This window comes from Acidobacteriota bacterium (assembly GCA_040752915.1).
Classification (GTDB): Bacteria; Acidobacteriota; UBA4820; order UBA4820; family DSQY01; genus JBFLVU01.
On sequence record JBFMHB010000033.1, the window covers coordinates 14868 to 35744 of the forward strand.

Sequence of the window (20877 nt, forward strand, 5' to 3'; positions counted from 1 at the left end):
TATGGCCCGGCGCGTTCCCCTTGTCGCGACGGCGGGCATCCTGATCCTGGACCAGGCCACAAAGGTCTGGCTGGCCCATTCCCTCCCTTTCGGGGGGGAGCGCGTCGTGACACCATGGTTCTCCCTCGTGCACTGGCACAATCCCGGAGGGCTCTTCGGGATGTTGGACCGTCTGCCCGAGTGGGGGCGCCTCGCCGTTTTCCTCGCCATACCCCTTCTGGGCGTGTCCCTCCTCGGCTACCTGTATGCAAAGAGCGACCGGGACCTGGATCGGTGGCTCCTCGCGGCCATCCTGGGCGGGGCGGCGGGGAACCTCCTGGACAGGATCCGGCTGGGAGCGGTAGTGGATTTCCTTTATTTCCACATTCCCGACGGACCGGGCTGGCCCGCCTTCAACGTGGCCGACGCCACCCTCTCCACGGGGATCCTGGTGTTCGTGGCCCTCGCGTTCCTGCGCCCGGAAAAGGAGAAGGACCGTGCATCCGATCCTCTTTCAAATCGGTGACTTCGCCGTCGGCACGTACGGGATCCTCCTCGCGCTTTCTGCCCTGGCGGCCCTGGGGCTCGGGAGGATGCTCTCGCCAAGGGTGGACCTGGATCCCGAACGCGTGACCGATCTCTTCGTTTACAGCCTGCTCTCCGCCTTCGTGGGCGCCAAGGTGGCCCTGGTGATCGGGGACTTCCGTGCCTTCTCCGCCGATCCGGTCGGGTACCTTCTCGAGAACCTCCGCTCCTTCGGGGCCTTCTACGGCGGATTCCTGTGCGCCGCCGGGGTGGCGGCCTACTACCTTCGGCGCCACGGGATCCCCTTCTGGCCGGCGGCGGACGTGACGGCCGTCTGCCTCTCCCTCGGGCAGGCCATGGGCCGATGGGGTTGCTTCTTCGCGGGATGCTGCTACGGGAAGCCCACCGATCTCCCTTGGGGACTGGTGTTTCCGGCTGTCCCCACGTGCTCCGACGGAACCCACATCCATCCCTGGCCGATTTACGAGAGCCTGGCGGACCTGGCCATCTTCGCCGTCCTGTGGAGGCTCTTTCACCGAAAGGGCCTTCCGGGCCGGGTCTTTCTCGCCTACGTTCTGTTGTACGGAACGGCGCGTTTCTTCCTCGAGTTCCTCAGGGGGGACAGCCTCCGCGGCCTCTACTTCGGGGACGCGCTCTCGCTCTCCCAGATCGTGGCCCTCGGGGCTGTGGCCGCCGCCGGGGCGGCGTGGGCGTTCCGCCGGGCGAGAAGCCGGGAGGCTTGACGTGCCGCGCCTGTCGCTCACGGTGGAAAGCCCCGCGCGCCGGCTGGATGCCTACCTGGCGTCCCGCCTCAAAGACAGGGGCCTGAGCCGGTCCGCCTTGAGTCGCCTCTTGGAGGCGGGCCGCATCCTCCTGGACGGCAGACGGGCCAAACCGTCGGCGGAGATCCGAGCGGGCCAACGGGTGGACCTGGACCTTCCCGACGTGCGGCCCTTCGAGCTGGTCCCGAAGGAGGGGGCCCTCTCGGTCCTCTACGAGGACGAATCCTGCCTCGCCGTCGACAAGCCGGCCGGCCTGGTGACGCATCCGGCCAGGGGCCACTGGGACGACACTTTCGTCAACGTCCTGGTGGGTTGCGGAGTCGCTCTGTCTCCGGGCGGTCCGGAGAGCCGCCCCGGGATCGTCCACCGCCTGGACAAGGAGACCTCGGGGGTGCTCCTGCTGGCCAAGACCGAAGGGGCCCGGCTGTCGCTGATGGAACAATTCCGGGCCAGGAGAACGGAAAAGGTCTACTGGGCCCTGGTCTGGGGCCGTCTACCCTCGGAGGAGATGGACGTCGCGCTCCCCATAGGGCGGGACCCCCGCCGGCGGTCCCGCATGGCGGTCGTGGCGGGAGGACGGGAGGCGAGCACGACCTTCCGAACGCTGGAGGTCCTGCCTCACGTCAGCCTGGTGGAGGCCTGTCCCCGGTCGGGGCGCACCCACCAGATCCGCGTCCACCTCTCCCACGTCAAGCATCCGGTGGTCGGCGACACGGTTTACGGGGGCCACCCCGAGAACGGCCTGCCCTCGGCCCTCCTCCGCCATCGCGTGCGAGAGGCCGGGCGGTTCTTTCTGCACGCCCACCGCCTCACCTTCGAGAGTCCCGCCGCGGGCCGTGTGACGGTGGTCTCACCGATGCCCCAGGAGTTTCACGACCTGTTGGAGGCCTTCAGGCGCCATGGATAGGACCTTTACGCTCATCGGTTGCGGCAAGGCGGGACTTTCGGTGGCCCTCGCGCTCAAGGGGTCGGGCTGGCGCGTGGAGGCGTGCGCTTCGCGAACGCCCGAATCGGCGCGCACGGGGGCCGAGTGGCTGGCTTGCCCGGTCCTGCCATCCTTGAACGATCTTCCAAGGGAGGGGCATCTCCTGCTGGGTGTTCCCGATACGGCCCTCAGGGATGTGGATCGGGCCGTGGCCGCTTCGGATCCCTACCTTCGCGGGAGGGTGGTTCTGCACCTGAGCGGGGCCCTTCCCGCCCGAATCCTGGAATCGTGCCGGCTTCGCGGGGCGAGCGTGGGGTCCATTCACCCCATCATGACCCTTCCCGATCCCCTGACGGGGGCTAAGAATCTCCGACAGGCCACCTTCGCCCTCGAGGGCCGGCCCGACGCCATGACCGCCATGAAGGCCATGGTCCAGTCCATGTCGGGGAAGTCCTTCACCCTTTCCCCGAGAGGAAAGACGCTCTACCACGCGGCCGCGGTGGTTGCGGCGAACCACCTCGTGGCCCTCATCGCGGACAGCCAGGAGATGCTGCGCCTGGCCGGGGCGGACCCGTCGGTCTCCCTGCCCGCCTTTCAGAGCCTCATGGTGGGGACCGTCTCCAACGTCTTCGCCAGCGGACCCGTGGCGGCGATCACCGGGCCCATCGAGCGTTCCGACCAAGAGATCATCCGCAATCACCTCCAGGCCCTCAAACGATGGCCCCGCCTGAGCGAGCGCTACAGGGCCATGGCCTTGGGAGCCTTGGGACTCGTGCGGGAGAGGCATCCCGAGCGGCGGGAAGCCCTCGACGCCCTTGAAAAGGCCCTGTCCGGGTGGCACAGTAGCCCCTGAGGGACTCGTCCATGGCTTTCTTCAACTATGCGACCATGCAGATGGCGGCCAAGATCGTCTATTACGGCCCCGGCCTCTGCGGAAAGACCACCAACCTGCAGTACATCTACAACAAGACCTCCCCGAAGAGCCGCGGCGAGATGGTCTCCCTCGAAACCGAATCGGACCGGACCCTTTTCTTCGACCTGCTTCCCCTCGAAGTGGGTGTCATCGCGGGATTTCGGACCCGGTTCCAGCTCTACACCGTTCCCGGGCAGGTCTTTTACGGCGAAACCCGGAGGATGGTGCTGAAGGGTGTGGACGGGGTGGTCTTCGTGGCCGACTCCCAGGTTCCGGTCAGGGAAGCCAACATCGAGAGCCTCAAGGACCTGGAGAAGAACTTGCACGAAATGGGGATTCACCTCAAGGACATCCCCATGGTCTTCCAGTACAACAAGAGGGACCTCTCCAACCTCCTGACGGTGGAGCAACTGGAGGCGGACCTGAATCCCTTTCACCGTCCCTCCTTCGAAGCGAGCGCGGTGAACGGGGCCGGGGTGTTCGACACGCTCAAGGGAATCAGCCGCCTCACCCTCCAGTCCCTCAAGGCCAAACTGGTCAGGCCCTCGGAGGCCCCTGTGGCCCAGCCCCGAGAGGTCCCCCCGCCCGCTCCGGCGCCCAGGCCTCCGGAGCCGGCGGTCGCCGCATCCCCCGCTTTGGATCGCGCCCCTTCCGTTCCCGTGCCCTCTGCGTCCCCGGTTCCAGAGGTCGAGTTCGCCACCCTGAAGACGCGGGCCAGCGATTCGGAGCTGGCGCGCACCGCGCCCAAGATCAAGACCGTGGCCACGACCAGCCGCCGGATCTCGGTGGAATTGGATCGAATACGGGACAGCCTCCTGACCCCGATTCTGACGGCCACCAAACCACGGGTCAGGGACTTGGCGCCCGCCCTCGATGAGCTGGCACGGGCGGGTCGAGGCACCTCGCCTGGAGACCTGGTTCTCGACGTGCCCGAGTCGGCCCTCCGGGGCTCCGGCGAGATCAGCCTGCTGATGGATTTCGGGAAAGACACGGGAGGAAAGCCCGTGTCGGTGACCGCCGTGGCCGCCCGAGAGCTCCTTCAGGAAACGCCCGATGGCTGGGTCCTCCGGGTCAAACTGGTGGCTAAAAAAGCTTGAAGCGCCGTTTCCGCCGCTCCTCCTCCAGGGCCACCACCCGCTCGGTCAGTTCCTGGATGGCTTGGTGGAGCTTCACGTTCTCCTGCACGAGGTTTTCAAAGACCTCCAGGAGCAGGTCCAGGTCCCTCCTCAGGCAGACCGGATCCAGCTCGGAAACCAGCGTTTCCCGGACCTCCTTGAGCGGGCGGCCCAATTCGTGCGCGAGGTGGTGGATTCGCTTGAGCCGCTCCACGTCGTCCGGCCGGTACCTTCTGTGGCCGCCCGTTGTCTTCCGGGGGCGCAGGTACCCCGCAAACTCCTTTTCGTAGAAGCGGATGGTGCTGACGGTGAGGCCCGTGGTCCGGGCGACCTGGCCGATCGTCAGCGTGGCCTGGTCATCCCCCGGCTCCTCGGCCATTCATCCCTCCTGCGGACCCCACCACATTACTCAAAGCCCGGTCCGGCCCGCAAGGGCCGCCGTCCTCCCGGCAGGACAGGGGCCGGAAAAGGGAACGCAATCCTCCGGACAGCGGGACGGGTCGCCGGATCCCGCCCCCCCGCGGCGCACCAGTCCGTGAGGGCCGGGGAGGGGTGGGACCGGGAAGGGGGAACCTGGTACGGACGTTGCTAGAGTAAGATGTGTTCAGAGAACGGAGGTCGAACATGGGTATCAAGCACATCCACCTGAGCCTTGCGGCCGCGGCCCTGGCCACCTCTCTTCTGGCGGCGGGTCCGTCGGTTTCCAAGGTGTCCACGTACGGATTCGCGGGCCGCAGCGGAGAGGTCACCCTGCTCGTGGACATGGACGCGGCTCGGTACCGCGGGGGGGAGAAATACGTCCCCCTCCTGATCTACCTGGGCCACACCGAACGGAAGACCCTTCACGCGGACCGGACCACCTTCACCCTGACGGACCCCTCCGGAGCCAGGCACCCCCTTCCGGCGCCCGAGGTGGTCACGGAGGCCTACGGACCCAACCTCGTGTCCAACGATTACACGTACCTGGGCCGGTTGCCCGATTACGGCTCGATGCTGTTTCTGGCGAACGTCCAGATTCCCCGAGTGGCCTTCTTTGCGAACCCTTCCGGTCCCCCGCGAATTCTTTACGACAAGGTCGAACTGCCCAACCGCACCTTCTTCATCGCCCTCCTCTATTTCCCCAACCCCATGGGAAAGGCCTCTGGCACCTATACCTTGACCTATGACGATCCCCAAAGCGGGACGCGGATCGAGGTGCCTTTCGCCATCCCCTGGGCTCCTTGACCACGAACCCCCTGAGGGGGCCGGGGCCGCCCCCGGCCCCCTTTGCTTTTCCCATGAACGTTGTGTGCTATAATCCGCGTCCCTTAAGGCGGGGGAGATGGGGACTCTCTACGTGGTGGCCACGCCCATCGGAAACTTGTCCGACATTACGCTGCGCGCCCTGGAGGTGCTCAAAGGGGTGGATCGGGTCTGTTGCGAGGACACCCGGCACACTCGCAAACTCCTCACCCACTTCGGTATCTCCAAGCCGCTGTCCTCCTATTTCGCGGGGAACGAAAGCCAGCGGACCGAGGAGATCCTGTCTCGACTCGAAAACGGGGAGTCCATCGCCCTCGTGAGCGACGCCGGGACTCCCGGAATCTCCGATCCGGGATACCTTCTGGTTCGCGCCTGCCGGGAGAAGGGCATTCCCGTGGTTCCCGTCCCAGGCCCCTCTGCGCTCGCCGCGGCCCTCAGCGTCGCGGGGATCCCGACGGACCGGGTTCTCTTCCTCGGTTTTCCCCCCCGAGGGAGGGGTGACCGCGAGCGTCTCCTAGGGTCGCTGGCGTCCGATTCCTCCACCCTTGTCTTCTACGAAGCCCCCCACCGGGTGCGCGCCTTTCTGCGCGAGGCGGCGGCCCTGCTGCCGGGCCGCGAGTGCGTCGTGGCGAGGGAACTCACCAAGCGGTTCGAGTCGGTCGCCCCCTCCGCGTCGCCTGAGGACGTGCCCGAGAGGGGCGAATTCGTCCTCCTCTTCGGGCCGCCCGCCTTGGCGCCGAGGGCGGATTCGGACGAACCGGGGCTTTCGGAGGAAGTGGAGGCGCTGGTGGCCGCGGGCCACCGTGAAAAAGAGGCCATTCGGGCGGCGGCGAGAAGGCGTGGCATGAGCCGGCGGGAGGCGTATTCTCTGCTGAAAGTGAGGCCCCGTGAAGATTCCTAAGGATTCCCTGGATTCCGCCGCCGCCGCCCTGCTCGCGGCCCGGCGTCTCTGGCTCACGACCCACGTCAAGAGCGACGGCGACGGCATCGGCTGCGAACTCTCCCTGCTGAGGGCCCTGAGGTCGATGGGAAAGGAGGCGAGGGTCATCAACGACACCCTGGTCCCCAAGGCGCTCGGGTTTCTCCTCGCCTCCCCGGACGAAATCCAGGTGTACGACCCCCCCGCCCACGACGGATTCCTCGAGAAGGTGGACACGGTGGTGGTCCTGGACGTGGGCCTGACTTACCGCCTGGGCCGTCTGGAGCCGGTCTTCAGCCGAAGCCGTGCCGTGAAGGTCTGCCTCGACCACCACTCCGAGTGCGACCACGGCTTCGACCACGTCCTCTCGGACACGGGCATGGGCTCCACGGGGGAGATCCTGTATCGGCTCCTGCGGGCCATGGGCGTGGAATTGGACGCATCCATGGCCTCGCCGCTCTTCGCGGCCATCAGCATCGACTCGGGCTCCTTCGCCTTCGAGCGGTGCACCCCCGAGACCTTCCACGTGGCCGCCCGGCTCGTGGAGGCGGGGGCGGAGCCCTACGCCATCCACCGCGGTCTGAATTGGCAGCGCCGCCTGGACGAAGTGAAGCTCGAGGGGGAGGTCATCCAGAACCTCCGCCTCGACCCCACCGGCCGGATCGCCTATTCGGAGGTCTCCCGGGACATGCTCCGCCGCTACCAGATCGATCCCATGGAGATGCCGACGGTGGTGAACATCCCCTTGTCGGTGGCGGCGGTGGAAATCGCCCTCCTCTTTGTGGAGGTGGAGCCTTGCATGGTCAGCGTCTCGGCCAGGAGCAAGGGCCAGGTGGCCATCAACGATCTGGCCCAGCGCTTCGGAGGCGGCGGGCATCCCCTCGCGGCGGGCTTCTCCCTGTCGGGGCCCCTCGAGGAAGTGAAGGCTCGGGTCCTCGGGGAAGCGCGCCGGTTGTTGCGGGGAACCGCACGGCTCTGCGGCCAGGGATGACGGTGCCGCCGCGCCGGTCGTCCTCCTGGGCCGGGGTTCCGGATGAACTCGGAGCAGGGGACACGGGAGACGGAGACCCATGGACGTGAAGACGAGTCTCCGAAGGGGAGCGCTCCTGAGCCTGGGCCTTGCGGCCCTCGTGGTCCTGGGCACGGCGGGCTATATCCTTCTCGAGGACATGTCCCTCGTGGATGCGCTCTACACAACGGTGGTGGTCCTTTCCACCGTGGGCCTGGGCGCCTGGAAACCCATGGGGGAGGCCGGCAAGCTCTTCACCATCTTTCTCATCGTGGTCGGGGTGGCGGTCTTTTCCTACTATCTGACCCGGTTCTTCGGGTTCGTGGTCGAAAGAGGCCTCGTTGAGGCCCTGGAGCGCAGACGGATGAACAGGAAGATTCAAGAAGCCGGCGGCCACTACGTCGTGTGCGGCCACGGGCGCATCGGGTCCGTGGTGCTCTCCGAGTTCGCTTTCAAGAAGATCCCCGTCGTGGTCATCGAGAGACGGGCCGAAGAGGTGGAGCGCCTCGCCGCGGAGGGTGTCCTGGCCATCCAGGGCGATGCCCGGGAGGAGACGGTCCTGCGGTCCGCGGGCCTGGAGCGGGCCAAGGGCCTCATCGCCCTCCTGCCCGACGATCCCGACAACCTCTACGTCATCCTGACGGCCCGGGACATGAATCCGGGGCTGGTCATTTTCGCCCGCGCCAACGACCCGTCGGGGGAGCGCCGGCTTCTCCAAGCGGGGGCCAACCACGTGATCAGCCCCCACCGGGAGGGCGGCAAGCGCATCGCGCGGATGGTGTTGAACCCCAACGTGACCGATTTCATCGAAATGGCCACCGAAAAGCAGAACCTCCACCTTCAGATGGAGGAGTTCACCGTCCGCCCAAGGAGCCCCCTCGCCGGGAGAACGCTCACCGAAACAGGACTGCTCAAGCGCCACCGGATCCTGGTGGTGGCCATCAAGCGGGCCGACGGGTCCATGACCTTCAACCCCGAGGGAAACACCGAGATCCACGAGGGGGACGCGCTCATCGTCCTCGGCCCCGGCATCCGGGAGGACCTCTTCTGACTGGCGTCGAGGGCCCGTCGCGCGTATCCTGGGGGTCTTGAAACCACGGGGGGCCGGCTGGCCGCCCGTCCGCGAAACCACAAGGGGAGGTCGCCATGTCGGACATCGTCATCCTCTCGGGCGCCCGCACGGGCATCGCCAAGTTCATGGGCCCGTTTTCGCCCTTCTCGGCTCCGGAATTGGGGTCCTTCGCCCTCAAGGAGGCCCTCCGGCGCGGCCAGGTCGCGCCGGACGAGGTGGACGAAGCGATCATGGGGATCGTTCTTCAAGCGGGAGTGGGTCAGAATCCCGCCCGCCAGGCGGCCTTGAAGGCGGGCTGTCCCGTGTCCATTCCCGCCTTCACGGTCAACAAGGTCTGCGGCTCGGGCCTGAAGGCCGTCATGCTGGCCGCCCAGGCCGTCAAGGCCGGCGATGCCCGCGTGGTGGCCGCGGGCGGAATGGAGTCCATGACCAACGCCCCCTACATGCTCAAGCAGGCGAGGACGGGCCTCCGCCTCGGTTCGGGCGAAGTCCTCGACTCCATGGTGGCCGACGGCCTCACCGACGCCTACGACGGCGAGCACATGGGTCTCACGGCGGAACTCGTGGCCTCGGAATACGGGATTTCGCGTGAGGCCATGGACGCCTATTCGGTTCGCAGCCATCAGAAGGCGGATGCCGCCTGGAAGGCCGGAAAGTTCGATGGAGAGACCTTCCCCGTGCTGATCCCGCAGAAGAAGGGGGAACCCATCGCCTTTCGGCAGGACGACGGCATCCGGGGGGACGTTGGGTTGGAGGCTCTCGCCAAGTTGAGGCCCGCCTTCAAGAAGGACGGCGTCGTCACGGCCGGAAACGCCAGCCAGATCAACGACGCCGGAGCGGCGGTCGTGGTTTGCGACCGGAGCTTTGCCGAGGCAAAGGGCGTGGAGCCCCTCGGGCGGATCGTGGCCTACGGCACGGCCGGCCTGGAGCCGCGCTGGGTCATGATGACCCCGGAGCCCGCGGTCCGGATGGTCGCCGAGAGGGCCGGCTGGACGCTGGACCAGGTGGATCTCTTTGAACTCAACGAGGCTTTTGCGGCCCAGTCGGTGGCGCTCCTCAAGGTCCTTGGGATTCCCGAGGAGAAGGTCAACGTCCACGGAGGAGCCGTGGCCCTGGGCCATCCCATCGGGGCCTCGGGCACCCGTTGTCTCCTCACGCTCTTGCACGCCATGAAAGACCGCGGCGCAAAGCGCGGCATCGTCAGCCTCTGCCTCGGCGGAGGGAACGGCGTGGCGATGGCGGTGGAGCGGATCTAGGGCACAGCCAAAGACGAAGGCAAACCGCCGAGGCAGGTCGAAGGGGTCCGGGGGAACGGGGAGGTTCCCCCGGGCGGAGGACGGCCCGCGTGAGGGCGGGGGGGTGACCGCCCGCCGAAGGCGGGCACCAGAGGGGGGCGGCGGAGCCCCCCGATGGGGAGCGCCTCCGGCGCGACGCCTGGGTCGGAGGGAACGGCGTGGCGATGGCGGTGGAGTGTCTCTAGGGGGGAGGGCTTCCGGCCCTCCCCCCTATGCGCTCAGCACCCAGCGGGTGCTCCGCTGACCCCCCACCTGGAGGGGCTTGCGCTCCAGCCGAAGTGAATTCGGCTTCGCGCGTTTGTGTCCACCAGCGCCGAGGCAGGTCGAAGGGGTCCGGGGGAACGGGGAGGTTCCCCCGGGCGGAGGACCGCCCGCGTGAGGGCGGGGGGTGGAGAGGCGGAAGGCGGAAGGCGAAAGGCGAAAGGCGAAAGGCCGAAGGCGGAAGGGAATGAAAGGGCGTTGGGGACTTGGGATTTCGGATTTGGGAAAAGGGGACGAAGGCCCTGGACGGGAAATGGGGATCCGCCCACGAAGAGGGGGCCTCTCCTAATCCCCCAGTCCCCGAGTCTCCTGGTCCCTCAGTCCCGCGGTCTCCGAGTCCCCCTCGGGGCTTGCGGTCCTATCCCTCCTTGCCGACCTCGGCTTTCTTGGTGTTCAGGTCGAGGGTGGCGTCCAGGATCCAGGCCTGGACCTTCTCGTCGGCCTGGCCGATGGGAACGCACAGGACCTCCGGAAGTTCGTAGGAGTGGAGGGAGCGAATCGTCTCGCGCACCTGGGGGAAGAGGCTCTCTCGGGTCTTGACGAGAAGGAGGAACTCCTCGTCGTCCCAGATCTCCCCCTTCCACCGGTAGATGGAACGGATCTTCTTGATGATGTTGACGCAAGCCGCGTGGCCCTTTTCCACAAGGGTCTCGGCGATCTGGATGCCCTGGTCTTCCGATCCGACGGTGGTCATCACGAGGACGATGGACTCCATGGCGCTCCTCCCCGGGCCAGCATAGGAACCCTCTCCCCGGGTGTCAAGAGAAGTCCACGCGTTGTAGGGCGTGAAGGGACAAGGGTACACTCGGAGCCATGGACGGCGCCGAAGCCGCACGCCGGCTCGCGGACCACCTCACCCCCTCCCAGGGCCGGCTCCTGGCCTCCCATTGGGATCGCCTTCCCCGAAGAAAAGCCGCCGTCTCGCTCCTGGAGAGGTGGGCGGAGGGTCCGGGACTCCCCAGAGAGGACCTTCCCTTCCTTCACCTCCTCTACCTCGCCACGACGAGCGAGACCCTCTTCCTCGGCCTCCTGCGCCGTCCCTCGGAATGGCCCGGGCTCTCGGCCCGGGTGGCTCGAACGGATGGCCGCGGCCGGGAGGACATCGAGGAGGCGCTGGCCCGCTTCTTCCTCCTCCAGAGGGGGAACGAACCGTCCGCCGTCCTCTCCGCCTTCCGGACCCTGGAGACGGCCCGGATCCTCCTCCAGGACATCCTGGGCATCCTGGACACCGAGAGCGTCACCCGCGACCTGAGCGTGCTCGCCGACGTTCTCATCGCCCGGAGTTTCTCCCTCACCTTCCAACCCCTGAAGGAGTCCATGGGCCAGCCCCTTCACGCCGGACCCGACGCTCGCCCCGTGCCGTGCCCCCTCGCCGTCTTCGCCTTGGGCAAACTGGGCGGGCGCGAGCTGAATTACTCCTCGGACGTGGATCTCGTGGCCTTCTACCGGGCCGAAGGGGAAACCGACCGGGGTGGGAGCAACGGCGCCTTCTTCAACGCCTGGTTTCAGTCCGCCGTGTCCCTGCTCTCGAGGCCGACTCCGGACGGCCCCTGTTTGCGGGTGGACACGGCCCTGAGGCCCAGGGGCCGGGACGGCGAACTCACGCTCTCCTTCGACGCGGCCCTCGCCTACTACCGGGAATGGGCCGACCTGTGGGAGCGGCAGGCCTGGATCAAGGCGAGGGCCTGCGCGGGCGACGAGGAGGCGGGCGCCCTCTTTCTCCGGCGGATGGAGCCGGTGATCTACCAGGAGTATTCGTTCGCGGGCATCGCCGAGAACAACCGGAGGATGCGGGCCAAGTCCGTGGAGGAGCTTCGGAGGGCGGGGCGGTCCGAGCCGGCCAGGAACGTGAAGGAGGGGCCGGGGAGCATCCGGGACGCCGAATTCTCCATCCAGGCCCTTCAGATGGCCCACGGGCAGAGAGATCCCTGGGTCCGGGAGGGCCAGACCCTCCTCGCCGCCACCAAGCTCCAGCAGAAGGGCCTCCTCTCGCCGAGCCTCCGGTCCGAATTCGGCGCGGCTTACCTGCTCCTGCGCCGCGCGGAGCACTGGGCGCAGGTTCAGAACATGCGGCAGACCCACCACCTCCCCGAGGATCCGGAAGGGTGGGAAGAGCTGGCGCGGTTCCTGCGTCTGCCGGGCGGGACCGCCGCCCGGAAAGCCGTGGAGCAGGCCCGGGGCACCCTCTCGGCGCTCATGGCCCGCGTCCTTGAGGAGCTCCGGGAGGGCCAGCCCGAGGGCGACGAGGTGGCCCGCCTCCTCTCGCCCGAGGGGATGCGGGAGGTCCTCGCCGCCGGCGGGTTTTCCGATCCGGACCGGGTCCTTCCCTATCTCTCCGCCCTCTACGAGGTCCTGGCGCCCCACCTGGGCGGGGCCCAGCGCCGTCAGCATTTCCTGAGAATCCACTACTCGCTGGAACGGGAGTTCCGCAGGGCGCCGGATCCGCATCGGGGCCTCGTTTCCCTGTCGAGGTACGTCTCCTCCATCGCCAGCGAGCCGCGCCTGGCGGCCCTTCTCCTCGACCATCCGCGCACGCCGCGCCTCGCCTTTCGCCTCATGAGCCGGAGCGCTCCGCTGGAGGAAGCCCTCGGGCGCTGGCCGGACCTCATCGAGGACCTGACCTTCGAGAGGATGCGGGCGGTGGAGGCCGAGGTCCTGGACCTGGGAGGGCGGACGGAGGAGGGGCCGGACGACCTGCGCCGGTCCCAGAAGCGCCTGTTCTTCCTGGCCCGGGCCCGGGAGATCCTCATGGGCGACGGCGTCGCCTGGTCCCGCCGGATCCACACCCGCATCGCCGAGAGCCTCACCGCGAAGGTCTTCACGTCCGCCTTGAGGAGAACCGAAGCCGCCGAGGGCCTCCCGCCGGGGCTTTTGGAGGGTCGCTTCGCCCTTCTGGGGCTGGGGCGGCTGGGATCCCGGGACATGCAGCCGCGCTCGGACCTGGACCTGGTCTGCCTGAAGTCGGGGCCGTGGGCGCTCCCGGAGGATCCCGACCGATCGGCGCGGATCGAATCCCGCCTCGTGGGCGCCCTCACCGACGGCTTTACGGCGGTCACCCGCCACGGCGCCCTTTACGACGTGGACTGGCGGCTGAGACCCTACGGCGATTCGGGCCCTCCCGTCGTCTCGCCGGACGCCCTGACGCACTATTTTGCGGGGCCGGCGCGCTTGTGGGAGCGCCTCTCCTATCTCAAGGCCCGCCCGGTGGCCGGCGAGGCGGGCCTGGGCTGGAGGGTCCTGGAAGAGGTGTGGGACCTCATCGGAACAAGTGGGGCGCCCGGCGCGGAGATCCAAGAGCTTCTGGAGGTCCTTCGAAAACTCGGTGCGTCGGCGTCAGACCTGGAGGGAGCGCTGAAATTCTGGGAGGGCGGCCTCTGGCACGCCGACCTCCTGGCGGGGGTGATGGCCCTTCGCGAGGGGCGCCTGCCCGCGCGGGGCCCGGGATGGGAACCCTTTGCGGGCCTCCCCGGAGACCTTACCCGCGCGCGCCGCTTTCAGGACACCCTCCTCCACCGCATTCGGGTTCACTTCGAACGGCCTCCGTCCCTCCCCCGGCTCCGACAGGCCCTGACGGACCTCCGCGTTCTCTGGGCCGCCTCGGCCCATTCCCTGGAGGAGGGCCCGCCCCCCGAGGATCTGGCGGTCGAATGGGGGAGAAAGAGGGAAGTGGTTCAAGAGGTCTGGAGAGATTGGGAATAGGGAAAACCAGCGGCCGTGAACGGTGTGGCTTTCTTGCGCCGCGCCGGGGGGATCGAGGGCGGGGATCCCTAGACGGCCCCGAGGATTTCCCGCGTCCGCCGCTTTCCGGCTTCGACGCCGGGCTGGCCGAAGGGGTCTACCTCGAAGAGGGCGGCGGCGTAAACTGTGGCGGCCATGAAGACGAAGAAGGCCTCGCCGAGGGAGGCGGCGTCGGCTCCGCCCAGGCCGTAACGCGCCACGGGAACCCCGGCTTCGCAAAGGGCCCGCGCCGTCCCCTCGCACAGGGCTCGTTGGACGGCGCCCACGTTGGCCGCGGCGGGAGGCAGGCCCGCGAAGGCGCGGGCCTCGGCGGAAAGGGGCGGCCCGGGGGAATCCTCGGAAAAGACCAGGAGCCACCGGGTGCGGGGGCCGTCCGAGAAGAGCTGTAGGAGGGAGTGCTGGTCCTCGCTCCCCAGGCACGCCAGGGGCGTCGGCCCGATGCGGTGGCCGTCCTCCCCGCCCACTTTGCGGCCCAGGGACTCGCCCCACAATTGCTGGATCCAACGGGCGAACAGGTAAGGGCGCTCCCCGTAGCCCCACAGGTCCACCTCCTTCAGGCCCTGGGCGTAGAACTGGACGAGAAGGAGGGCGAGGGCGAGGGCCGGGTTGCGGCTTCCCGTCAGGAGGAGAGCCTTGTCGGCGCCCAGCCGGGCGCCCGAGAGAACCGCCGAGGGGTCCACGCCGTCGAAGGCCGCCGGCAGAAGGCCCACGGGTGTCAGGACCGAATAGCGCCCGCCCACGGGGGAAGGGATGTCCAGGCGGGGGATGCCTTCCGCCTCGGCCCAGCGGTGGAGGGGGCCGCTCCCCGGGGAGGCCACGAGCACCGTCCGCTGTCTCCACCTCTGCGGGCAGGCCTTGCGCAGGGCCTCGAGGGCGAGGGCCGCGTTGACGAGGGTCTCCAGCGTCCCCCCCGACTTGGAAACCACGCACAGGGACGCCCGGTCCCACGGGACGGCCTGGAGGCGCGCGGAGAGGGAGGACGGGTCCAGCCCCTCGAGGAAGCGCACCCGGCTCCGAGGCCCGGCGCAGAGGACCCGCGCCCCCAGGGAGGAGCCACCGATGCCGGCGACCACCAGGACCTCGGCCTCCCGGCGCAGGAGGCGGGCCTGGTGGCGCACGGAGGCTTCGAGGGCGGCGTCTCCGGGGGTGTGGCGGAAGGGGTGCTCCTCGTGGCGCGTGAGGGCGAGGACCGTCTGGCGAAGGCCCTCCAGGGTCGGGCCCATGCGGTCGAAGAGGTCCGGCGCGAGGTGGGGCGCCGGGCCTTGAAGGATCCCCCCGAGGTCGAGTTCCGGCATGAAAGGAGTATGGACCCGTTGGCCCCTCCCCTTCAAGCGGGCGGGGGCGGCCCCTTGCTTTCATGGTCTGAAAACCATAGACTTTTCCCTCGTTTCGAGCCCAGGGGGATCCCGAAAAGGAGGAGCCGCATGGTCGGAATCGTGGGATATGGGGCGTACATTCCCCGCTACCGGATCAAGGTGGAGGAGATCGCCAAGGTCTGGGGGGCGGACGCGCCCAGCTACAAGAAGGGCCTGATGCTGCGGGAGAAGTCCGTACCCGGCCCGGATCAGGACGTGATCACCATTGCCGTGGAAGCGGCGAAGAACGCCATCCGGCGGGCCGGCGTTTCGGGCGAAAGGGTGGGGGCCGTGTACGTGGGCTCCGAATCGCACCCGTACGCGGTGAAACCCACGGGCACGGCGGTGGCCGAAGTGATCGGCGCCGTGAGCGACTGCCACTGCGCGGACCTGGAGTTCGCCTGCAAGGCGGGCTCCGAGGGCATGTTCCTGGCCTACGGCCTCGTGAAATCCGGCGAGGTGGAGTACGCCCTGGGCATCGGCGCCGACACCTCCCAGGGCGCCCCCGGCGACGCGCTCGAGTACAGCGCGGCGGCCGGTGGCGCGGCTTTTCTCATGGGCACCCAGAACGTGGTGGCCACCGTGGACTGCCAGTACTCCTTCATGACCGACACCCCCGACTTCTGGCGCCGGGAGTACATGCACTATCCCCGCCACGGCGGCCGATTCACGGGAGACATGGCCTACTTCAAGCACGTGCGCGGAGGAGTGGAAGGCATCCTCAAGAAGGCCAAGGCCAAGGCGAAGGACTTCAAGTACGCCGTTTTTCACCAGCCCAACGGCAAGTTCCCCATGAAGATGGCCAAGGACCTGGGCTTCACCGAAGAGCAGATGAAGACGGGCCTCCTCGTCCCCACCCTGGGCAACACCTACTCGGGCGCTTCGCCCCTGGGGCTGTCGGCCATCCTGGACGAGGCCAGGCCCGGCGACCGCATCCTCATGTGCTCCTTCGGATCGGGCGCGGGCTCCGACGCCTTCGTCTTCACGTGCACCAAAAACCTCCCCAAGGTTCAGGGCAAGGCGAAGAAGACCCGGGACTACCTGGACAAGAACCCCTTCTACCTGGACTACGGCACGTATGTGAAGTTCCGCCGGAAGATCCGGAAGAACGTGGAGGATTGAGCCCATGCGCGACGTAGCCATCATCGGGATCGGCATGACGGACTTCGGGGAGCTGTGGAACGACTCCCTGAGGGACCTCTTCGTGAAGGCCGCGCTGGAGGCCATCGCCGACGCCGGCGTGGACCATGTGGATTCCCTCGTGGCGGGATGCATGACGCCGGGCCTCTTCACGGGCCAGGAGCACCTCGGGTCCCTCCTCGCCGACTACCTCGGCCAGGGCCCCATCCCCGGCACGCGGGTCGAATCGGCCTGCGCCTCCGGAGGCCTGGCCCTGCGCGTGGGCTTCATGGAGGTGGCCTCGGGGATGAGCGACGTGGTCCTCGTGGGGGGCGTCGAGAAGATGACCGACGTCTCCGGCGCCCAGGCCACCTACGCCCTGGCCACCGCCGCGGACCAGGACTACGAGGCCTTCCACGGCGCCACCTTCCCCGGCCTCTACGCCCTCATCGCCTCGGCCCACATGCACAAGTACGGCACCAAGCGGGAAGACCTGGCCCAGGTGGCGGTGAAGAACCACGACAACGGCCTCCTCAACCCCCACGCCCAGTACCGCATGAAGATCACCGTGGACCAGGTGATCCAGAGCGTGAAGGTGGCGGACCCCCTCAACATCCTCGACTGCTCGCCCATCACCGACGGAGCGGCCTGCGCGGTCCTCTGCCCCCTGGAGATGGCGCGCAAGATGCGGCCCAGGAAGCCCGTGGTGAAGATCGCCGCCTCGGCCCACGCCACCGACACCATCGCCCTCCACCAGCGCGAGGACCTCACCTTCCTCAAATCCACCTGGGAGGCGGCCCAGAAGGCGTACAAGATGGCCGGGATCAAGGCGTCGGACGTGGATTTCGCCGAAGTGCACGACTGCTTCACCATCGCCGAAATCTGCGTGCTCGAGGCCCTCGGCGTCGTCAAGAGGGGCCAAGGCGGCAAGGCCACCCGGGACGGCCTTACGGCCCGGGACGGCAAATTCCCCGTGAACCCCTCGGGCGGCCTCAAGTCCAAGGGCCATCCCGTGGGCGCCACGGGTGTCGCGCAGATCCACGAGATCGTCTCCCAGCTCCGCGGGGAGGCGGGGGCCCGCCAGCTCAAGAACGTGAAGCGCGGGCTGGCCCAGAACATGGGCGGCTCCGGAGGGAGCGCCATCGTTCACATCCTGGAGGTGCTGTGATGAACACGCCCGCCACCGTCCGCCGCAACACCCCCCAGCGTTACCGCATGGAGGCGGGGAAATGCGCCTCCTGCGGGAAGGTCTACTTCCCCCCGCGGGTCGTCTGCGCCTGCGGCTCCCGGAAGTTCAAGGCCTACAGCCTGCCCTCCGAGGGCAAGGTCGTCGCCCACACCGTCATCCGGACGGCCCCGCGCGGCTTCGGGGACGAAGCGCCCTACTGCATGGGCATCGTGGAGCTGAAGGACGGAACGCGAATCCTCTGCCAGATCGCCGACTGCGAGCCCGAGCGCCTGAAAGTGGGGCTCCCCGTGGCGCTGGAGTTCCGCAAGATCCAGGAGGCCGGCGAGTCCGGCGTCATCGCCTACGGCTACAAGGCCGTGCCCGAAAGGTAGCGGTTTTTTCCGGCGAGTTCCACCCGCGGGCGGGCGCCTCACGGCTCCCGCCCGCTTGCCTTTTCGAATCGGCCTGCCCGGAGCGCCCCCTCAGCGGAGCCGGAGGTAGTTCTGCCAGATGGCGGGGCGATCGAGCAGGTCGGCGAGTTCGCGGAGCCTGGGCTCGAGGTAGGCGGTGTCGAGGGAGCCGCGCCGGACGGCGAGGACCCCGCGCAGGTCTTCGAGGTACTTGGGCCGCTCGGAAAGGGCCTTGTGCAGGATGAGATCCTCGGCCGAACAGAACCGGACGGGCCTGCCGGCCACCTCCTTCTGGACTGCCCGATCGATGGCCGTCCGCTCGTAGGGCAGGAGGGCGAAGAGCACGTCGGCGCGGACGCCGTCCACGTCGAGCGGCAACACACGGGTCTGTCGGAGGAAGCCCAGCGGGTCGGGCACCAGGGGACGAAATCGGGCGCACAGCCCATCCACGACCTCATTCAGCCTGGGTTCATCGACCCAGACGGTGACACCCACGTCCAGGGTCGCTCGCGGAACGCCCCAACGGGCCACCGCAATGCCTCCGATGACCTGTAAGGAACCCCGGCCGCCGTCAGCGCGTCGTGGACCTTTACAAGGGCCCCCTCGAGGGCGCTCAAGGTTCCCCATCCAGCACGGCCAAGGCGGCGTGCAGAATGGCCACGCCTTCGTAGTCGGAGGGGCGGCGGGGGCCGGGAGGGGCGGGATCCAGAAGTCTGAACAGGGCGTCGAGATCGGAGAGGACATTCTCCCGCGCCGGGGCGGGGGGCTGCTCGCGCTCCCAGGCGGCGAACCGCTCCAGCGCGCGGCGCCGGGCCTCGAGGCCCTCTCGGCTGAAGAGCCCGGACGGTTCCATGAAATCCTCCAATCCCATTGTAATTCAGCACTTTGGCCTCGGCAAGGCGGGCCGGGGACCCACATCCCGCGATGGGAAAGGAGAAGGTCTCCGAAGGTCGATACGGAAGTCCGGTTCCGTGAGCGACGGTCGTTTCCCACGAAAGGATTTGGGTGGCCTCCGAGCCCGGCTCCAAGCCGGGCGAGGAAGCCCCTAGGGTGAGGTGGGGCACCGGCGGGCTCTGCCCGCGGGGCGGGGAGGGGCCGGCCCTCCCCGTCCAAGAGACAAAGCCTTCCCTCCATGAACCCGAAAACCGTCCAAAACCACCCGTGTTTCAATCGCGGAATTTGGGGGAGAGGGAGGGGGATGCAGGGTCGGTCCGGGTTGGGTCCAGCCCGGCACCCGGATGTGGCCTCCCCTACGGACGCCGTCCTTGGGCGCGTCTATCTCCCAGCCCCTTGACAGGGCGGTGGGGGGGGGGGGGGTATCTTTGGTGCACGGTGTTTGCGAAACGCGAAAGAGGAGGGGGAGAATGAGGCTAAGTTTTCTGCGTGGTTTGAGAATGGGAGGGGCGGTTGGATTGGCTATTTGGATTTGCACGGCGGGGCAAGCCCAGAACCTGCCGACCGAACCGCTTCCGACGCCGCTCACGCCCTGGATTTGCACCGAGCCCACCATTCCCAACTATACCAAATGCGCGGGCCATCCGGAGGTGGAACTCTTGACCTACGATTTCTACACGGGATGTTACGACATCCAAGACGGGCACTCCTTAAATTGTCAGAACACCTGGATCGAGTACTTCTCGACCGAGGGGGTGGCGCCTGAGATGATGGACTACTGGACGGGAGCCCACCTTCACTCGAGGATGGAAGGAAACCCCGTGAATAACCTGGGCGGCCTGCGGCTGGATTTCATGGATCGCCCGGCCCTGGCCACGGGGGAATGGGAGACGGAGTCGAGGACGCACTCCGGGGTTGTGCGGATCCCGGAGGTCTCGGGAGTGGTCCGCACGTTCATCTACTGGGTGGTACCGCGGGGGTATGTGTGCGTACCCGACGAGGTCTGGGAGCGGGATCCAGCGGATCGGACATGCCGCTCCTGCATGGGCACGCTTCTCGTGGAGGCGCACGTGGAGGGCCTGGAAGCCCTTCCATCAAGCGAATACTACGATACCGCCTCCGACCCGAAAGGCCATACGGCCGGCCAGCAATATTACGGCACGCCGCAGATGATCCGGGCGCTCACGGAGCTGGCCAAGCAGTATCGGGAATGGTATGAAAAGGAAAATGGCAAGCTGGTCAAGGTCTCCTACAACGATCTCAGCCTCGTGTACGGCGGCATTTACGACATCGATGAGAACCGTCGCTGGGATTGCCACCATTCCTTGCACCGGGTGGGCAATTCGGTGGATGTGAATACAACAGATCGCCCGTGGATGATAAAGACAAAAATGGATGAACTGGCAAAACAGCTTAATCTCAGCCAGTGCCACAAGAGTGGCACCAAGATCCACTACGAGCTTAATCCCTGCAATTGTTAATGAGGGGAAAGATGAAGAGCAAATCGAAAGTGGTCTTTTTCGTGATCTTACTCTTCCAGGTGGCCAGTGGCGCGCAGAATGCTCCCCCTCTTCCCACCTTCGAAAGGCTTACGGTCCGTGGTTCCTGCACGGCCCTTGCCGGAGGGCTGTACAGACTTGAGTACCTTGTGACGAATCCGGCGGAAAACACCGTCGGTTTGTGGACGGTTGAATTGTCATTGGGGGGCGAGTTCGAGACGCTCTCTGACCCGTATGGGCCGCCTGGTTGGTCATGGACAAAATGGAGTCGGCAATACAATCCAGACCCGGTAGATAGCCCGGAAAAGCCGAGCTTTTCATGGAATATAACAGACTCGCAAATCGGAATGCACCCCGGCGATTTGATCCCGCCCATGGGCTTTTCCATCTCGGCTCCGCCCAGCATCCGCGAGGTTTGGATTAAGCCTTGGCTCGATCCTTGGTTCGAGGCGTACTTCGAGGCAACGGGCGAGGATGAGTTCCCAGGCTCTGTAGCGCTGGAACGCAGTTACATCCGCAAGATCCCCACGCTGGCGCCCCTGCCCGTTCCCCCCGGGACCTTCGAACACTGGGACGTGTTTCTGTCGGACGTTGCGAAGGCGGGGGAATTGGGGTGGGTGTCGGATGCCGGGCTCCTTGCGGGGATCCGGGAAAACC

20 protein-coding genes and 1 pseudogene are annotated in these 20877 nt (G+C 67.3%); 16 read left to right on the plus strand and 5 right to left on the minus strand.

The genetic code is table 11. The features are described from left to right. The first annotated feature begins 1 nt into the window (after window position 1). From lspA to AB1824_07780, 5 genes and pseudogenes are all read left to right on the plus strand, one after another. A complete protein-coding gene (gene lspA, locus AB1824_07760; GenBank protein MEW5764860.1) occupies window positions 2-505 on the plus strand; it encodes a signal peptidase II in 504 nt (167 codons plus the stop codon). After that, complete coding sequence (lgt, locus tag AB1824_07765) at window positions 477-1247, plus strand: prolipoprotein diacylglyceryl transferase (protein MEW5764861.1); 771 nt, start codon at window positions 477-479, stop codon at window positions 1245-1247. The genes lspA and lgt overlap by 29 nt, the downstream gene beginning before the upstream one ends. Window position 1248: 1 nt before the next feature. After that, the gene (locus AB1824_07770; protein ID MEW5764862.1) at window positions 1249-2193 is read left to right on the plus strand and encodes an RluA family pseudouridine synthase; all 945 of its coding nucleotides are present in this window, start codon (window positions 1249-1251) and stop codon (window positions 2191-2193) included. Further along, window positions 2186-3064 carry a Rossmann-like and DUF2520 domain-containing protein gene (locus AB1824_07775; protein MEW5764863.1) on the plus strand — a complete coding sequence of 293 codons (879 nt, stop codon included), beginning with the start codon at window positions 2186-2188 and terminating at the stop codon, window positions 3062-3064. Before AB1824_07770 ends, AB1824_07775 begins: the two co-directional genes overlap by 8 nt. An 11-nt stretch (window positions 3065-3075) precedes the next feature. After that, window positions 3076-3651: pseudogene (locus tag AB1824_07780) on the plus strand (GTPase domain-containing protein). 556 nt (window positions 3652-4207) lie between these two features. On the opposite strand, the gene AB1824_07785 reads toward AB1824_07780, so the two are convergent. Further along, on the minus strand, window positions 4208-4618 hold the full coding sequence (locus tag AB1824_07785; protein ID MEW5764864.1) for a MerR family transcriptional regulator: 411 nt from the start codon (window positions 4616-4618) through the stop codon (window positions 4208-4210). Window positions 4619-4863: 245 nt separating this feature from the next. Here AB1824_07785 and AB1824_07790 point away from each other — a divergent pair, with 245 nt between their 5' ends. The 5 genes from AB1824_07790 to AB1824_07810 all read left to right on the plus strand — a co-directional run bounded on the left by AB1824_07790 (window position 4864) and on the right by AB1824_07810 (window position 9737). Next, window positions 4864-5463 carry a hypothetical protein gene (locus AB1824_07790; GenBank protein ID MEW5764865.1) on the plus strand — a complete coding sequence of 200 codons (600 nt, stop codon included), beginning with the start codon at window positions 4864-4866 and terminating at the stop codon, window positions 5461-5463. A 97-nt stretch (window positions 5464-5560) separates the two neighbouring features. After that, entirely contained in the window at window positions 5561-6382 is an 822-nt protein-coding gene (gene rsmI, locus AB1824_07795) for a 16S rRNA (cytidine(1402)-2'-O)-methyltransferase (GenBank protein ID MEW5764866.1), read from the plus strand. Beyond that, on the plus strand, window positions 6369-7391 hold the full coding sequence (locus AB1824_07800; GenBank protein ID MEW5764867.1) for a bifunctional oligoribonuclease/PAP phosphatase NrnA: 1023 nt from the start codon (window positions 6369-6371) through the stop codon (window positions 7389-7391). The genes rsmI and AB1824_07800 overlap by 14 nt, the downstream gene beginning before the upstream one ends. Window positions 7392-7470: 79 nt before the next feature. After that, complete coding sequence (locus AB1824_07805; protein ID MEW5764868.1) at window positions 7471-8460, plus strand: potassium channel protein; 990 nt, start codon at window positions 7471-7473, stop codon at window positions 8458-8460. A 95-nt stretch (window positions 8461-8555) separates the two neighbouring features. Next, complete coding sequence (locus AB1824_07810; protein MEW5764869.1) at window positions 8556-9737, plus strand: acetyl-CoA C-acetyltransferase; 1182 nt, start codon at window positions 8556-8558, stop codon at window positions 9735-9737. A gap of 658 nt (window positions 9738-10395) precedes the next feature. Here AB1824_07810 and cutA read toward each other — a convergent pair. Then, window positions 10396-10752, minus strand: a complete 357-nt coding sequence (gene cutA / locus AB1824_07815; GenBank protein ID MEW5764870.1) for a divalent-cation tolerance protein CutA — start codon at window positions 10750-10752, stop codon at window positions 10396-10398. Between the two features lie 98 nt (window positions 10753-10850). On the opposite strand from cutA, the gene AB1824_07820 reads away from it, so the two are divergent. Then, window positions 10851-13736: a hypothetical protein gene (locus tag AB1824_07820; protein ID MEW5764871.1), complete on the plus strand. Its 2886-nt coding sequence runs from the start codon at window positions 10851-10853 to the stop codon at window positions 13734-13736. A gap of 68 nt (window positions 13737-13804) precedes the next feature. Here the strand turns inward: AB1824_07820 and AB1824_07825 are convergent, their stop codons facing one another. Beyond that, entirely contained in the window at window positions 13805-15070 is a 1266-nt protein-coding gene (locus AB1824_07825; protein MEW5764872.1) for a hypothetical protein, read from the minus strand. A 129-nt stretch (window positions 15071-15199) separates the two neighbouring features. On the opposite strand from AB1824_07825, the gene AB1824_07830 reads away from it, so the two are divergent. Genes AB1824_07830 through AB1824_07840 form a run of 3 tightly spaced genes read left to right on the plus strand, consistent with a single transcriptional unit; the run spans window position 15200 to window position 17809 of the window. Continuing rightward, window positions 15200-16252, plus strand: coding sequence for a hydroxymethylglutaryl-CoA synthase (locus AB1824_07830; protein MEW5764873.1), 1053 nt, complete (start codon window positions 15200-15202; stop codon window positions 16250-16252). A 4-nt stretch (window positions 16253-16256) separates the two neighbouring features. Continuing rightward, the gene (locus AB1824_07835; GenBank protein MEW5764874.1) at window positions 16257-17417 is read left to right on the plus strand and encodes a thiolase domain-containing protein; all 1161 of its coding nucleotides are present in this window, start codon (window positions 16257-16259) and stop codon (window positions 17415-17417) included. Continuing rightward, window positions 17417-17809 carry a Zn-ribbon domain-containing OB-fold protein gene (locus AB1824_07840; protein ID MEW5764875.1) on the plus strand — a complete coding sequence of 131 codons (393 nt, stop codon included), beginning with the start codon at window positions 17417-17419 and terminating at the stop codon, window positions 17807-17809. The genes AB1824_07835 and AB1824_07840 overlap by 1 nt, the downstream gene beginning before the upstream one ends. A 90-nt stretch (window positions 17810-17899) precedes the next feature. On the opposite strand, the gene AB1824_07845 is transcribed toward AB1824_07840, so the two are convergent. Then, on the minus strand, window positions 17900-18358 hold the full coding sequence (locus tag AB1824_07845; GenBank protein MEW5764876.1) for a hypothetical protein: 459 nt from the start codon (window positions 18356-18358) through the stop codon (window positions 17900-17902). 82 nt (window positions 18359-18440) lie between these two features. Beyond that, window positions 18441-18680, minus strand: a complete 240-nt coding sequence (locus AB1824_07850) for a hypothetical protein (protein MEW5764877.1) — start codon at window positions 18678-18680, stop codon at window positions 18441-18443. A 511-nt stretch (window positions 18681-19191) separates the two neighbouring features. Between AB1824_07850 and AB1824_07855 the strand changes: the two genes are divergently transcribed. Both AB1824_07855 and AB1824_07860 read left to right on the plus strand, forming a co-directional pair. Then, window positions 19192-20202: a hypothetical protein gene (locus tag AB1824_07855; GenBank protein ID MEW5764878.1), complete on the plus strand. Its 1011-nt coding sequence runs from the start codon at window positions 19192-19194 to the stop codon at window positions 20200-20202. An 11-nt stretch (window positions 20203-20213) separates the two neighbouring features. After that, a partial coding sequence (locus AB1824_07860; protein MEW5764879.1) for a hypothetical protein occupies window positions 20214-20877 on the plus strand: 664 nt, incomplete at its 3' end.